The organism is Streptomyces venezuelae (assembly GCF_008642275.1).
In the GTDB taxonomy this organism is placed as follows: Bacteria; Actinomycetota; Actinomycetes; order Streptomycetales; family Streptomycetaceae; genus Streptomyces; species Streptomyces venezuelae_E.
Genome location: NZ_CP029189.1, coordinates 5,381,465 through 5,395,039 on the forward strand (window position 1 = coordinate 5,381,465; position 13,575 = coordinate 5,395,039).

The 13,575-nt window shown below is 71.0% G+C and carries 14 protein-coding genes and 1 pseudogene; 11 read left to right on the top strand and 4 right to left on the bottom strand.

The window, feature by feature from the left end; translation table 11 throughout:
- Positions 1-69 precede the first annotated feature (69 nt).
- From rplS to DEJ51_RS24205, 10 genes and pseudogenes are all read left to right on the top strand, one after another.
- Positions 70-420 (top strand): 50S ribosomal protein L19, encoded by a 351-nt coding sequence (rplS, locus tag DEJ51_RS24160; RefSeq protein WP_030011886.1) that lies wholly within the window; start codon positions 70-72, stop codon positions 418-420.
- 44 nt (positions 421-464) lie between these two features.
- The gene (lepB, locus tag DEJ51_RS24165) at positions 465-1,205 is read left to right on the top strand and encodes a signal peptidase I (protein ID WP_150259728.1); all 741 of its coding nucleotides are present in this window, start codon (positions 465-467) and stop codon (positions 1,203-1,205) included.
- Complete coding sequence (gene lepB / locus DEJ51_RS24170; RefSeq protein WP_150259730.1) at positions 1,198-2,070, top strand: signal peptidase I; 873 nt, start codon at positions 1,198-1,200, stop codon at positions 2,068-2,070. Before lepB (DEJ51_RS24165) ends, lepB (DEJ51_RS24170) begins: the two co-directional genes overlap by 8 nt.
- 112 nt (positions 2,071-2,182) lie before the next feature.
- The gene (gene lepB / locus DEJ51_RS24175) at positions 2,183-3,082 is read left to right on the top strand and encodes a signal peptidase I (RefSeq protein ID WP_150259732.1); all 900 of its coding nucleotides are present in this window, start codon (positions 2,183-2,185) and stop codon (positions 3,080-3,082) included.
- A gap of 43 nt (positions 3,083-3,125) precedes the next feature.
- The gene (gene lepB / locus DEJ51_RS24180; RefSeq protein ID WP_150259734.1) at positions 3,126-3,908 is read left to right on the top strand and encodes a signal peptidase I; all 783 of its coding nucleotides are present in this window, start codon (positions 3,126-3,128) and stop codon (positions 3,906-3,908) included.
- On the top strand, positions 3,898-4,404 hold the full coding sequence (locus DEJ51_RS24185; RefSeq protein WP_150259735.1) for an NUDIX hydrolase: 507 nt from the start codon (positions 3,898-3,900) through the stop codon (positions 4,402-4,404). The genes lepB (DEJ51_RS24180) and DEJ51_RS24185 overlap by 11 nt, the downstream gene beginning before the upstream one ends.
- A 55-nt stretch (positions 4,405-4,459) precedes the next feature.
- Positions 4,460-4,768, top strand: coding sequence for a DUF2469 domain-containing protein (locus tag DEJ51_RS24190; protein WP_005311352.1), 309 nt, complete (start codon positions 4,460-4,462; stop codon positions 4,766-4,768).
- Positions 4,769-4,894: 126 nt separating this feature from the next.
- Positions 4,895-5,266 (top strand): YraN family protein, encoded by a 372-nt coding sequence (locus tag DEJ51_RS24195; protein WP_150259736.1) that lies wholly within the window; start codon positions 4,895-4,897, stop codon positions 5,264-5,266.
- Positions 5,266-6,900 (top strand): YifB family Mg chelatase-like AAA ATPase, encoded by a 1,635-nt coding sequence (locus DEJ51_RS24200; RefSeq protein ID WP_150259737.1) that lies wholly within the window; start codon positions 5,266-5,268, stop codon positions 6,898-6,900. The genes DEJ51_RS24195 and DEJ51_RS24200 overlap by 1 nt, the downstream gene beginning before the upstream one ends.
- Positions 6,897-7,313, top strand: a pseudogene (locus tag DEJ51_RS24205) (DNA-protecting protein DprA); the annotation flags it as partial. The gene DEJ51_RS24200 and the pseudogene DEJ51_RS24205, both read left to right, overlap by 4 nt.
- Positions 7,314-7,427: 114 nt before the next feature.
- On the opposite strand, the gene DEJ51_RS24210 reads toward DEJ51_RS24205, so the two are convergent.
- The 4 genes from DEJ51_RS24210 to DEJ51_RS24225 all read right to left on the bottom strand — a co-directional run bounded on the left by DEJ51_RS24210 (position 7,428) and on the right by DEJ51_RS24225 (position 12,300).
- Entirely contained in the window at positions 7,428-8,282 is an 855-nt protein-coding gene (locus DEJ51_RS24210; protein WP_150259738.1) for a hypothetical protein, read from the bottom strand.
- Between the two features lie 120 nt (positions 8,283-8,402).
- A complete protein-coding gene (locus tag DEJ51_RS24215; RefSeq protein WP_150259739.1) occupies positions 8,403-8,939 on the bottom strand; it encodes a hypothetical protein in 537 nt (178 codons plus the stop codon).
- Positions 8,936-10,948 carry a tyrosine-type recombinase/integrase gene (locus DEJ51_RS24220; RefSeq protein WP_150259740.1) on the bottom strand — a complete coding sequence of 671 codons (2,013 nt, stop codon included), beginning with the start codon at positions 10,946-10,948 and terminating at the stop codon, positions 8,936-8,938. Before DEJ51_RS24220 ends, DEJ51_RS24215 begins: the two co-directional genes overlap by 4 nt.
- 437 nt (positions 10,949-11,385) lie before the next feature.
- On the bottom strand, positions 11,386-12,300 hold the full coding sequence (locus DEJ51_RS24225) for a tyrosine-type recombinase/integrase (protein ID WP_411757344.1): 915 nt from the start codon (positions 12,298-12,300) through the stop codon (positions 11,386-11,388).
- On the opposite strand from DEJ51_RS24225, the gene DEJ51_RS24230 reads away from it, so the two are divergent.
- Complete coding sequence (locus DEJ51_RS24230) at positions 12,283-13,431, top strand: DNA-processing protein DprA (RefSeq protein ID WP_411757345.1); 1,149 nt, start codon at positions 12,283-12,285, stop codon at positions 13,429-13,431. The genes DEJ51_RS24225 and DEJ51_RS24230 overlap by 18 nt on opposite strands.
- Positions 13,432-13,575: the final 144 nt, after the last annotated feature.

Sequence of the window (13,575 nt, forward strand, 5' to 3'; positions counted from 1 at the left end):
CTCCCGAATTCTCTACGGAAACCCGCACTGGCGACCTGTGGCGTCATGCGAAGAAAGCAGACGAAGAACATGTCTCACCTGCTCGACGGCGTCAACGCCGCCACGCTCCGCTCGGACGTCCCGGCCTTCCGCCCGGGTGACACGATCAACGTGCACGTCCGCGTGATCGAGGGCAACCGCTCCCGTATCCAGCAGTTCAAGGGCGTAGTCATCCGCCGCCAGGGTGCCGGTGTCTCCGAGACCTTCACCGTGCGCAAGGTGTCCTTCAGCGTCGGTGTGGAGCGTACCTTCCCGGTCCACTCCCCGATCTTCGAGAAGATCGAGCTCGTCACCCGCGGTGACGTCCGCCGCGCCAAGCTGTACTACCTCCGTGAGCTCCGCGGCAAGGCCGCGAAGATCAAGGAGAAGCGCGACCGCTGAGGTAACTCCCGTTGTCCGGAGGCGGCCGGATAGGCTCGCCCTTGATGGACACCGAAGCACCTCACACGCAGCGCGGCCCCTCCTCCCCCTCCGCGGGGGAGGAGCGGCCGCGTTTTGCGTTCTCCCGGACCGGGCGGCGGACGGCCGGAGGGCGACCCCTCACCTGGCGCCGTGCCGGGGTGCTCGGGGTGATCTGCACCGTCTTCCTGCTGCTGTTCAGCAACTTCGTGGTCCAGCCCTTCCTGATCCCGAGCCGTTCCATGGAGCCGACGCTGGAGGTCGGGGACCGGGTGCTGGTCAACAAGCTGGCGTACCGTTTCGGCGACCAGCCGCGGCGCGGGGACGTGGTGGTCTTCGACGGCACGGGCTCCTTCGTGGGGGAACGCCCCGAAGACAATCCGGTCGGCTCCCTGCTGCACGGAGCGGCTTCGGCGCTCGGGCTGGCCGAGCCGTCCGACACCGACTTCGTGAAGCGGGTCGTGGGGGTCGGTGGTGACGACGTGGTGTGCTGCGACGCCGGCGGGCGGGTCGCCGTCAACGGCGTGCCGCTGGAGGAGCCGTACCTCCACCCCGCAGACGCGCCCTCGGCGGTGCCCTTCCGGATCGTCGTACCACTGGGGACCCTCTGGGTCATGGGTGATCATCGCTCCCAGTCCCGGGACTCCCGGGACCACCTGGGGGAGCCGGGCGGGGGGATGGTGCCGGTGGACAAGGTGATCGGGCGGGCCGACTGGATCGGCTGGCCGCTTTCGCGCTGGACGTCCGTGGGCGGCGGCCATGGGTAGCCGCGGTCGGCCCAAGGGCGGACGGGACTGGGATTTCGAGCCCGAGCCCGAGCCGGAGCCCGTGCCGCCCCCGGTCGTGGCTCTCGGCCGGGTGGAGGGCGGCCGGGCCGAACGGCGCCGGACGGCCCGCAAGGTGCGCCGGCGCCGCCGCACGCGCCGGGCCGGCGAGGTGCCGCTGCTGGTGGTCGTGGCGCTGTGCATCGCCCTGCTCCTCAAGACCTTCCTGGTGCAGGCCTTCTTCATCCCGTCGGGCTCGATGGAGCAGACGATCCGGATCGGCGACCGGGTCCTCGTGGACAAGCTGACGCCGTGGTTCGGCTCCGAGATCGAGCGCGGCGACATCGTCGTGTTCAAGGACCCCGGCGGCTGGCTCAAGGGCGAGGCGGCCCGTCCGCCCGAGGACCCGATCGGGGTCAAGCAGATCAAGCAGGCCCTGACCTTCATCGGCCTGCTGCCCAACGAACAGGATCTGATCAAGCGGGTCATCGGCATCGGCGGGGACACCGTCAAGTGCTGCGACGGCCGCGGCCGGGTCACCGTCAACGGATCGCCCCTCGATGAGCCGTACGTGAACCCGGGCAACACGCCTTCGGACATCCCGTTCGAGGTACAGGTTCCGGAGGGCCGGCTCTTCGTGATGGGTGATCACCGGGCGAACTCGTCCGATTCCCGCTTCCACCTCGACGAGGGCTTCCAGGGCACGATCCCCGAGAGCGGGGTGGTCGGGGAGGCCGTCATGATCGCCTGGCCCCGCGGGCACTGGACCCGGCTGGAGCAGCCGGCCACCTTCCGGATGGTCCCCGATCAGGCACGGCGCGAGGGACGCGGCCGGCGGCGGCGCCGTCGGGGCGCGCCGTTCGCATAGTGTGTCCTCGGTCTCCCGCGCCTTAGGGAACTCCCGCTCGTTAAGGGAGGGGAGGGCCCGTGCCGGATTCGGCGCGGGCGGCAATCGCGAGTGAGGAGTGGATGTGGGGGACGTGGCGGTAGGCGCACGGTCCGGACGCGACGAAGGCGAGGAGCGGCCGGACGACGCCGTCGAGCGCGACACCGAGGCGGACGGCGAGGCCTCGGAGCATGCGCACCGGTCCTTCTGGAAGGAGCTGCCGCTCCTCATCGGTATCGCCCTGCTGCTTGCCCTGCTGATCAAGACGTTCCTGCTCCAGGCGTTCTCGATCCCGTCCGCCTCGATGCAGAACACCCTGCAGATGGGCGACCGGGTGCTGGTGGACAAGCTGACCCCGTGGTTCGGCTCCGAGCCGGAGCGCGGCGAGGTCGTCGTCTTCCACGACCCCGCGGACTGGCTGTCGGGGCAGCCCACTCCCGAGCCGAACGTCTTCCAGCAGGTGCTCAGCAAGATCGGCCTGATGCCGGACGCCTCCGAGAAGGACCTGATCAAGCGGGTCATCGCGATCGGCGGGGACACGGTCGAGTGCAAGAAGGGGGGACCGGTCGTCGTCAACGGCAAGGAGCTGGACGAGCCGTACATCTACCCCGGCAACACCCCGTGCGACGACGCCCCGTTCGGCCCGATCACCGTGCCCAAGGGCAAGATCTGGGTCATGGGCGACCACCGGCAGAACTCCGAGGACTCCCGCTACCACCAGCAGGACTCCACCAAGGGCTTCGTCCCTGTGGACAAGGTCGTCGGCCGGGCCGTGGTCGTCGCGTGGCCGCTCACCCGCTGGTCCACCCTCCCCGTGCCGGACACCTTCGACCAGCCGGGCATCGGCAACCAGGCCGCGGCGACCGCGCTCGGTCTCGGGGCCGCCGGACTGGCCCCGGTCGGGCTCGGCCCGACCGCGCTGGGGCTCGTGGGAGCCGTCCCGCTGGTCATGTGGCGCAGGCAGAAGCTGACCCGCGGCCGTACCGACGGGTAGGGTGCCGCCCAGGTCGACGATCCCGAACGGTGGGGGCGCTGCAGTGGGCGGAACACAGGCAATACGCAGTGGCAAGGATGGCCGCGGCGGTCTCGGCAACGTGCTGTCGGGAATCGCCGTGGCCATCGGCTTTGCGCTCTTCCTCGGCGGCTTCGTGTGGGGGGCGGTGGTCTACCGGCCCTACACGGTCCCCACGGACTCGATGACGCCCACCGTGAGGCCCGGGGACCGGGTGCTGGCGCAGCGCATCGACGGCGCCGACGTGCGCCGCGGGGACGTGGTCATCTTCACCGATTCCCAGTGGAGCGATTCCCCGATGGTCAAGCGGGTCGTCGGCATCGGCGGCGACGTGGTGAAGTGCTGCGGCCCGGCCGGCGAGGTGACGGTCAACGGCACCGCGCTGGACGAGCCCTACGCCGACACCACCGGGCCGGCCACGGACCTGGCCATGCCGCCGGGACAGACCGCGCCCGCGGGAACCCCCTTCGAGGTGGCGGTTCCGGAAGGCAACCTCTTCCTGCTGGGCGACCAGCGGTCCGGCTCGCTGGACTCCCGGGCCCACCTGCAGGAGACCGGGCAGGGGAGCGTGCCGCGGTCCGCGGTCAGCGCCCGCGTCGACGCCCTGGCCTGGCCTTCCGTGTCGATGCTGGAGCGGCCGGCCACGTACGCCGCCCTGCCCGGCGGGATCTCGCGGCCCGGGCCGCTGCGCCTCCAGGTGGTGGCGGTGCTGGCCGGGGCCGCCCTGGTGGTGCTGGGGTCCGCGTACGGGCCGGTCGCACGGCTCCTCACGCGCGGGCGGCGGCGGGAGCGGGCCGGTGCCCGCTGACCCGGCCGCCGGGCACGGCCGCCGGAAGGTGTCGCGGGTGATCCTTCTGGACCCCGCGGACCGGATCCTGCTGCTGCACGGCTTCGAACCGGCCGACCCGTCCGACGACTGGTGGTTCACCCCGGGCGGGGGGCTGGAGGGGACGGAGAGCCGGGAGCAGGCCGCACTGCGCGAGCTGGCGGAGGAGACCGGGATCACCGAGGTGGAGCTGGGTCCGGTCCTGTGGCACCGCTACTGCTCCTTCCCCTTCGACGGGCGGCGCTGGGAGCAGGACGAGTGGTATTTCCTCGCCCGTACCACCCAGACCGAGACCGAGATGGGCGGCCTCACCGAGCTGGAGCGGCGCAGCGTCACCGGAGCCAGGTGGTGGACCTCCGAGGAACTTCTCGCGGCCCATGAGACGGTGTACCCGACCAGACTCGCCGAGCTGCTCCGTACGCTGCTCGACGACGGTCCTCCGGGTGAGCCGGTGGTCCTGGCCCCGGAAATCGTCTAGGGGCGCAGGGGCCTGGCGCACAATAGGGGGACGCACGGCTGAAGGGGAACATGCCATGAGTGCCGAGGACCTCGAAAAGTACGAGACCGAGATGGAGCTGAAGCTCTATCGGGAGTACCGCGACGTCGTCGGGCTGTTCAAGTACGTGATCGAGACGGAACGCCGTTTCTACCTCACGAACGACTACGAGATGCAGGTGCATTCGGTCCAGGGGGAGGTGTTCTTCGAGGTTTCCATGGCCGACGCCTGGGTCTGGGACATGTACAGGCCGGCCCGCTTCGTGAAGCAGGTGCGGGTGCTCACCTTCAAGGACGTGAACATCGAGGAGCTCAACAAGAGCGATCTCGAACTGCCCGGCAGCTGAGGGCCGGCACCGTCCGGGCCGCCTCACCCGCAAGGGTGATGCGGTTGTCCACAAAGACCGGACTGTCCACCAAGATCCACAAGGTGGGCGGAGGTGCGGGACCGTCGGTGCCGGAGGTGGTGCCGGATGAACGCGAAGAGCGTGGCACAGCAGGCATTGGGGCGGTACGGCGAGGAGCTCGCGGCCCGGCGGCTGACCGAGGCCGGGATGACCGTGATCGCACGGAACTGGCGGTGCCGCGGCGGCGAGATCGACATCGTCGCCCAGGACGGGGACGCCCTCGTCATGTGCGAGGTCAAGACCCGTCGGGCCGGCGAGTTCGAGCATCCCATGGCCGCCGTACGGCCCGCCAAGGCAGAACGCTTACGCGCCCTCGCCGGGCGCTGGCTCGCCGACCACGGCGGACCACCCCCGGGCGGGGTGCGCATCGACCTCGTCGGGGTCCTGCTCCCGCGGCGCGGCGCGCCCCTGGTGGAACACGTCAGGGGGGTGGCCTGATGGGGTTCGCGCGGGCCTGCTCGGTGGCCCTGGTCGGCGTCGACGGCGTGGTGGTCGAGGTACAGGCCGACCTGGAGCCCGGCGTGGCCGCCTTCACCCTGGTGGGGCTGCCTGACAAGACCCTGGTCGAGAGCCGGGACCGGGTGCGGGCGGCCGTGGTCAACTCGGGGGCGGCCTGGCCGCAGAAGAAGCTCACGGTCGGGCTGAGCCCGGCCTCCGTACCGAAGTCCGGCGCCGGCTTCGACCTGGCCGTCGCGGCGGCCGTGCTCGGCGCGGCCGAGGTGGTGGATCCGGGCGCGATCGCCGACCTGGTCCTGATCGGGGAACTGGGGCTGGACGGCCGGGTGCGTCCGGTCCGCGGGATCCTGCCGGCGGTCCTCGCCGCGGCCGAGGCGGGCTACCGGCAGGTGGTGGTGCCGCAGCAGTGCGCGGCGGAAGCCGCGCTCGTGCCGGACGTCTCGGTCCTCGGCGTACGGAGCCTGCGCCAGCTCATCGCGGTCCTGACCGGCGGGGAGGTCCCCGGGGAGGAACCCTGCGACCCGCCCGGCAGGCCGGACCCGATGCTGGCCGGACTGCTGGTCCCCGGGGCCGGACTGGGCACGGGCCTCGCCCGGGGCCGGCCCGGCCGGGAGGACGGCGCGGACGTCCCCGACCTCGCGGACGTCGCCGGGCAGCACACGGCCCGCCGCGCCCTGGAGGTGGCGGCCGCCGGCGGACACCACCTCTTCCTCAGCGGGCCGCCCGGAGCGGGCAAGACCATGCTGGCCGAGCGGCTGCCCTGGCTCCTGCCCCCGCTCACCCGACAGGATTCCGTGGAGGTCACGGCCGTCCACTCGGTCGCGGGAATCCTCCCGCCCGGCGAGCCGCTGGTCGCCAGAGCGCCCTACTGCGCGCCGCACCATTCGGCGACCATGCAGTCCCTGGTGGGCGGCGGGACCGGGATCCCCAGGCCCGGGGCGGTCTCCCTGGCCCACCGAGGCGTGCTCTTCCTCGACGAGGCCGCGGAGTTCCACAGCCGGGCACTGGACGCCCTGCGCCAGCCCCTGGAATCGGGGCACGTGGTCATCGCCCGCGCCGCCGGAGTGGTAAGGCTGCCCGCCAGGTTCCTGATGGTCCTCGCCGCCAACCCCTGCCCGTGCGGGCGCCACACCCTGCACGGGGCCGGCTGCGAATGCCCGCCTTCGGTGATCCGGCGTTACCAGGCACGGCTGTCCGGGCCGTTGCTCGACCGGGTGGACCTGAGGGTGGAGGTGGAGCCCGTGACCCGCGGCGACCTCCTGGGCCAGGGCGGCCGCGGGGAGTCCACCGCCGTGGTCGCCGACCGGGTGCGTCAGGCCCGGGACCGTGCCGCGGCCCGGTTCGCCGACACGCCGTGGCGGCTCAACTCCGAAGTGCCCGGGCAGGAACTGCGGACCCGGTGGCAGGCCGCACCCGGCGCGCTGGCCCCCGCCGAGCGCGATCTGGAACGGGGGCTGCTCACCGCGCGCGGTCTGGACCGGGTGCTGCGGGTCGCCTGGACCGTGGCCGACCTGCGCGGGCGGGACCGGCCCGAGGCGCTGGACGTGGCCGTGGCGCTGGAGCTGCGGACCGGGATCGCCCGCGGGGCGATGGCGCTTGTGGGGGCCGGGACATGACCGGCGCCGGGGACGCGGAGCTGCTGGCGCGGGCGGCGCTCACCCGGGTGCTCGAACCGGGTGACGCGCACGGCGGGCGATGGCTGCGGGAGTTCGGCGCGGTGCGGCTGATGCGGCTGCTGACCCAGCCCGGGGCGGAGCCGGACACGCCGTCCGGGGTGGGGCCCGAGCGCCTCGCCGGGTACCGCAGACGGGCTGCGCTGGCCGATCCGGAGCGGGACCTCGCGGATGCCGCCGAGGCGGGGGGCCGGTTCGTCCACCCGGGATCGGCGCAGTGGCCGACCCAGCTCGACGACCTCGGCGACGAGAGGCCCGTCGGACTGTGGCTGCGCGGCCGGCCTAACCTCCGTACCTGGGCGCTGCGTTCGGTCTCCGTGGTCGGGGCCCGGGCCTGCACCCCGTACGGCGCGCACTGCATTTCTCTCGGGTGGAACCGTTCGTGTGGTGGCCTTCGAGCACGTGAGAAGGGTGGTGTCGTCCGCGACAGCTGTCGCGGACGACACCACCCTTCGATTCGGCCGAGGGCCCTAAGACAGGGCCGGGAAGTGCTTGAGGAGGAACTGCGCTGCGGCTGTCACCAGCTGCATGCGGATCCTGGCTTCCTGCGCGTCGGACAGTCCTGGATGCGATCCGTTCAGGTGGGAGATGTCCCAGAGGCCCTGGATCAAGGTGCCGCCATCTTTGCCCGGCAGGGGCTGGCCGAGGACGGCGGGCGGCTGTCCGTTGGGGTCATAAAGGCTCTTGATCGCGACACCGCCTTGGTTGGCCCGCCCCGAGCTGGAGTAGCCGGCGTGGTCCACGGCCAGGTTGACGATCAGGCCTTCCAGTGCCGTCCGGAGCTGGCCGTTCGACGAGGCATGGTCTTGCTCCGAGAAGTGCTTCAACGCCAGCCGGTAGTGGCCCAGCGCCTCGGTGTAGCCGCGGGCCGAGAGCTCATGTTCGAGAGCGGTCATCTCCGGGGGCAGGGGAGCCTCATCGGGGTCGAACGGCAGGAGGCGGGCCTTGTATCGGTAGGAGCCGCTGGAAGCAGGCACGACTTCAACGACGAGCTCGTAGCCGTCACTCCGGAGAGACTCTCGGAGGTCAGCGATCCGATCCGGGTCCTGCCCGTAGGGATTGAACTCCGCGATGCAGCGGGCAAAGTCGAGCAGAGCTTCATGAGCTCCCTTGATCTGCTCGCATACCGACATGTCGTCCAGCGATGCGACTTCGCGTGCATCCAGCAGTGCTCCTCTGAGGAGTTCCTGCCTGTTCAACCGCGAGTCGGTGAGCGACGGAGTCACCAGATTCGCCTCCATCAGCAGATCACGGATGTCCGACGTGGGCCATTCCTTCGCGATCTGGATCATGCGGTTGAGTGTTCGATGCGACAGCGTCTTCATGGGCGTCAGTTTCTGAGTCGGAGGGCCCATCGCGCATGTGGGTTTCTCGACGATCATGCGCGGCGGATGTTGTGGACGGCTCTCCGCCCGAAGGGCGGAGAGCCGTCGGGGCTGGTGCGGTCAGTCGGGATGCGGCCTGTTGATGCGGGCCATGAGCTCGCGGTTTGTCGAGCGGGCGGCGTCGAGGTCTTCGTCGCGTTCGGCGAGCTCGCTGCGGAGGTCGATGATCTGCTCTTCCAGCTCGGTGATCCGGCGGTTGAGGGTGTCGATGTCGGCGGGGGCCCCGAGGCCGGAGGCTTCCCAGGCGGCTTGGCCCAGGGATTCGGAGAGGCGCCGTTCGAGTCGGGTGATGTGGGCGGTGAGCCGGCCGTTGCGGGCGGTGAGGTTCGCGACGTCGGCCAGCAGCGACTGGCGGCTGACCTGCGTCCCGGTGGTCACGCCGGGTGGGGGTGCGGCCGCGCGGGTCAGGACGGCCGCGTGCAGGTCGCCGTGGCGGTGGACGAAGCTGCGATGAACGTGGGCGGCCCGGGCGATCGAGGACACGGTGATCTCGGCGCCGTTGGCTGCGAGCTCGTCGAGGGCCTTGAGGACGCGGGCCCGGCGGCGCTCGGAGTCAGCGGCCCGGGCCCTGGCCAGGTGGTCCGGTGACGTGCTCACGCGTCACGCTCCAGCCGGAGGTCCGGCTCGGCCGGGCGGATGCCGGGCATCCCGAGGGAGACCGTTCGGGTCTTGCGCAGGGTCTTGGTGGCCTCCTTGATCTGCTCGCGTTCGTCGTCGGTGAGTCCTTCGAGGTCGGTCTCAACACAACGAATCAGGGTGCGGATGCGTTTGATCTCCTCCTCGGAGGGGGTCGCCTCGGTGCGGGCCCAGGCATCCAGGTCGGTCGAGGCGGCGAGCCGTTCGCGGTCCCGCAGCAGGGTGTCGAGGTAGGTCCGCAGCTCGGGCAAGTACGACGGGTCGGTGCGGAAGTGGTCGCAGCCAACGCAGCGGAACCGGAACGGGCAGCTGTGGCCGCCGGCCTTGACGTTGCTGGGCTCGACGCAGATGCCGTAGGGGACGGAGACCTGCCCGATCCGCAGCCGGGCGTGTTCGTGCTCCAGGAGCTGGCGAGCCTGGGTCCAGACCCGGTTGCCGTGCCGGTCGAACTGGTGGGAGACGAGCTTGTCGACCGCGGAACGGGTGCGTTTCTCCGTCACCCGGTAGTAGCCCTGGGTGGTCTGCAACGACCGATGGCCCATGAGCTCGCGGAGCACGTCGGGCAGGGTTCCGGCGTCCGCGTGCCGCTGAGCGTAGGAGTGCCGGTAGGAGTAGGGCACAACCTCCAGCCCCGGAAACTCGGTGCCGTCGGCCAGCATCAGCGGCGGCATCGCGTTGACCCAGCGGCGGTGAACGTTGCCGATGTGGTTCGTGCGGAAGGTCTCGGTTCCGTCCGCGTTCTGCCGAGGCCGCGGGAAGAGCGCCAGACGGGTCAGTTCCGTGTCGGGGAAGCGGGCCCGGGTGGCCTTCTTCTGCCTCACGATGATCTCGGCCGTGGAGTCGGGGATCGGCAGGCGGCAGCCGATCCGGTTGTTCTTGAAGTCGGTGTAGACGAGTACGGATTTTCCGTGCTCGTCGGTCTCCAGACAGTCCCAGGCGAGGCAGCCGATCTCGTCCGGCCGGCGGCCGGTGTCGATGAGGATCTCGATCGCGTTGCGGATGTCGTCCCCTCCGTCACGGATCTGGTCGAGGGTCGGCAGCCGTTCGCAGAGCTGGCTCAGAATCTCCTTCGGCAGGGCCCGGCCCGGTCCCTCGTCGGAGGGGATGGGCGGCATGTCGTGCCGTCGCAGCGCGAAGTCGTCGGGCAGCGCGGCCAGGATTTGATCGGTCCGGGTCAAGCCCATGTCCCGGATCTCGCGCAGAAACCTGCTGGTCCAGCGGGCGGCCGTCACGCGTCGGTTGGTGCTGATCTCGCCGGTGTGCTCCAGGTGGGCCATGAATTGCAGGAAGGCCTCGATGTCGCGGCGGCCGAGGGCGGATGCATCCATCCCGGCGTCCTCGCGGCTGCGGACCAGGCTCTGGGAGAGGAACCGCAGGCAGAGGATCATCTCGGAGAGACCGTTGGGGATGTTCTTGCCGTAGCGGCGGGGCATGCTGTCGAGAACCCACGCCTTGCAGGCCCGCCGCATCCACTCCTGGAGAAGCGGGGTGAAGTCCAGCTTGCGGTGCTTGCCCATGCCGAAGGCGCCCATGTTCCAGACGTCCTTGATCTGTTCCAGCTCCGGCGTGGAGGCCCCTGCGGCGATCATCTGCCGCATCGACTTGACCACCCCGCTCAGCCTGGTGTTGGGCTTGATGTCGACGTCGTCGAGCTGACCGGCCCGCTGTTCGCGCGCATGCTGAGCAATGCTCCGCAGCTCCATCGGCGAGGTCTTGGACCCGGCGTCCGTGCGGGCCTGAACCGCGAAGAGGAGTTCGGAGACCACCACCGGCGCCAGGCCGCGAAGGCTGACCGTCGTCGACTCCGCCGCGGCGGGTGTCGTGCGGCACCACCTCTCGAAGTCCGCGGTGAGGTCCTCCCTGTTCCGCCACCTCAGCCAGTGAGCACTGCAAAAGGGGTTCGTTCCGCTGATCCGGTCGCGGTGGCAGGAGTCCGCCGAGCACAGCCCGAAGCCGGTCAGAGGCCGCACTCGCGGATCCGCGTAGAACTCCTCCAGCGGCGGGAAGCCCCGCTTCCGGTACTGCTCTCGGTGCCGGGCGCACATCTGCGTGCGGGACGAGGTCCAGGGCCGTCGGCATCCCGGGAGCGAGCAGTGTCCCGAGGTGCCGCTGATGGTTTTCGGCTCAGTGGCCATGAACTCCGCGAGGGGCTTGCCGCTTTTCTTCCAAGTGCTCCGGCAGGCAGAGCAAAGCATCGATTCCGTCTTGCGGGCGGCCGCCCAGCAACCGGGACGTGTGCAGAGATCCAGACCGAGAAGGGAGTGATCCGGTGAAGGCCGTAACACCTGGGACGCCTCATCCCAGTTCAGCATCTCCAGAAACTGCGGGCGGATCAGCTTCCGCAGCAGTTCGGCGTGGGCGGGCAGCAGGTCCTCGGCCGGCGCCGGCACCAGTTGCAGGGCTGTGGTCATCGGTTCCTCCTGGGAGCGAGAGCACCGACCCGCTCGACCGCAGACCGGAGCCGCTGCGGATCGGGGTGCAGGTAGACCTGCGAGCTGGATGGGCTGGCGTGGCCGAGCAGGTCGGCGATCTCGTCCAGGACGGCCCCCGCGTCGGCGGCGTTGCTGGCGAATGCGTGCCGCAGGGCATGGGGGTGAACGCCCTCGTCCAGGCGGGCGCGGCGCGAGAGCCGGTCGAAGAGGTCGTTCAGAGCGCGGGGCGGCATGGGCGCCCCCAGCGGCGGCCGGAACAGGTTGACCAGCACGAAGTCGCTGTCCCGGGCCTCCTGGCAGGTGGCCCGCTCGGTGACGTACTGGTCGTAAGCCTGGACCAGCAGGAAGTCGACGGGGACGGCTCGTGTGCGCTTCGACTTGGCCCAGGCGCCGTTGTCGTTGTCGCGGCGGACGACGTGCAGGTGGGAGCCGGAGATTCGGCAGCCCAGCACGCCGGCGTCCAGGACGAAGTGGATGTCCTCGCGTCGCAGGCCCACGGCCTCGCTGCGGCGAAGCCCGGCCCTGGCCAGCAGCAGGACGATGAACCGGTCGCGGGCCGAGTGGCAGGCCCGCAGCAGGGCCAGGACCTCCTCGTCACTGGCGCGGCCGACCGGCTCGTCCGGCTCGGAGGCCCGGTGCCGGGCCTTGGCGACGTAGCGCAGGCCGTGGCCTTCGCCGCGGGCCTGGGGCGGAAGGTCACGTTCGTCGGCGATCTCGTAGAGCTGGGAGAGGACGAACGCGGGCACCGTGCCCAGCGTCGTGCCGTGCGCGAGGAACTCGCGGACCCCGGCGAGCACCGTGTTGATCCGGCGGGGCCCGCGGACCGGTTCGCTGCCGGCGCGGGCTACCGCCGCGGTGCCGTCACCGGGCGAGTGCCGCAGCCAGAACATGAAGGTCCCCAGTCGGCCCGCCGCCGTCGTCCAGTCCTGCCGAGTACTTCCGCACCACGTCAGGTAGAGGGCGACAGCCCCGGCGTACGTACGGGTCGTCGACTCCGCCTGATCACGGCCGAACCGCACATGCCGCAAGAACTCGTCCGCCGCTGCCACCGGCGCCAGCCGGTCCTCGTCCAGCACGGTCCAGTACCGCTGACCCGAAGGCATACGTACAGGGAAAGGCCGGAGTCTTCCGAAGATCTGATGAGCCACGAGCCCTCAACGACACCCCCGACGTGCCCGACACGGCGACGTGAACCGTTGCGCACAGAACCCCACCTGTGGGTGACACGACAGTGCACGACGCCTCAACGAACCAGAGAGAACATGGCCCAGACCCTGGCCGCCGGACTCGCCGAGCGGGGCTGGGTCGTGGTGTCCGGGGCCGCGTTCGGCATCGACGGCGCCGCCCACCGGGGGGCCCTGGCCTCGGGCGGCGCGACCGCGGCCGTGCTGGCCTGCGGGGTGGACGTCGCCTACCCCCGCGGACACGCCGGGCTGCTCGGCCGGATCGCCGGACAGGGGCTGATCCTCGGGGAGCTGCCGCCGGGCAGCCACCCCACCCCCAGCCGCTTCGTCCTGCGCAACCGGGTCATCGCCGCCCTCACCCGGGGCACGGTCGTCGTCGAGGCCGCGCACCGCAGCGGCTCCCTGGTCACGGCCCGGCGGGCGCAGCGCCTGGGGAGGTTCACGATGGGGGTTCCCGGGCCCGCCACAAGCGGTCTCTCCGCCGGTGTGCACGAACTGCTGCGGGGCGAGGCCGTGGTCGTCACCGACGCGGCCGAGGTGGTCGAGCTGGTCGGGGCCATGGGCGAGCTGGCTCCCGAGCGGCGGGGCCCGGTGCTCGCCCGGGACCTGCTGGACCCGGACACCGCGCGGGTGCTCGAAGCGCTGCCCGCCGGCCGCCCGGCGGACGTGTCCGCGCTGGCACTTGCCTCCGGCACCGGCGTCGATGAAGTCATCGGCAGACTGTACGAACTTCACTCTCTGGGGTTCGTCGAACGGCAGGGCGACGGCTGGCAGTTGAGCAGACAAACGGCTGGAGGAGGCACACAAACCGGAGCCGACCGGCGAGGCGGTCGTTGACCTGGGGTGTTCCGGTGAAAGAGTGAAAGCGATGAGAGACGCGGTCTTCCCGGTGGCGGTCGCCGGGACCGAGCGCCAGGCGCCGGTCCCGGGGCGCCCGCGCGAGTACGGGCGCCTCCCGGCCCCCGCGCCATCCCGTACTCT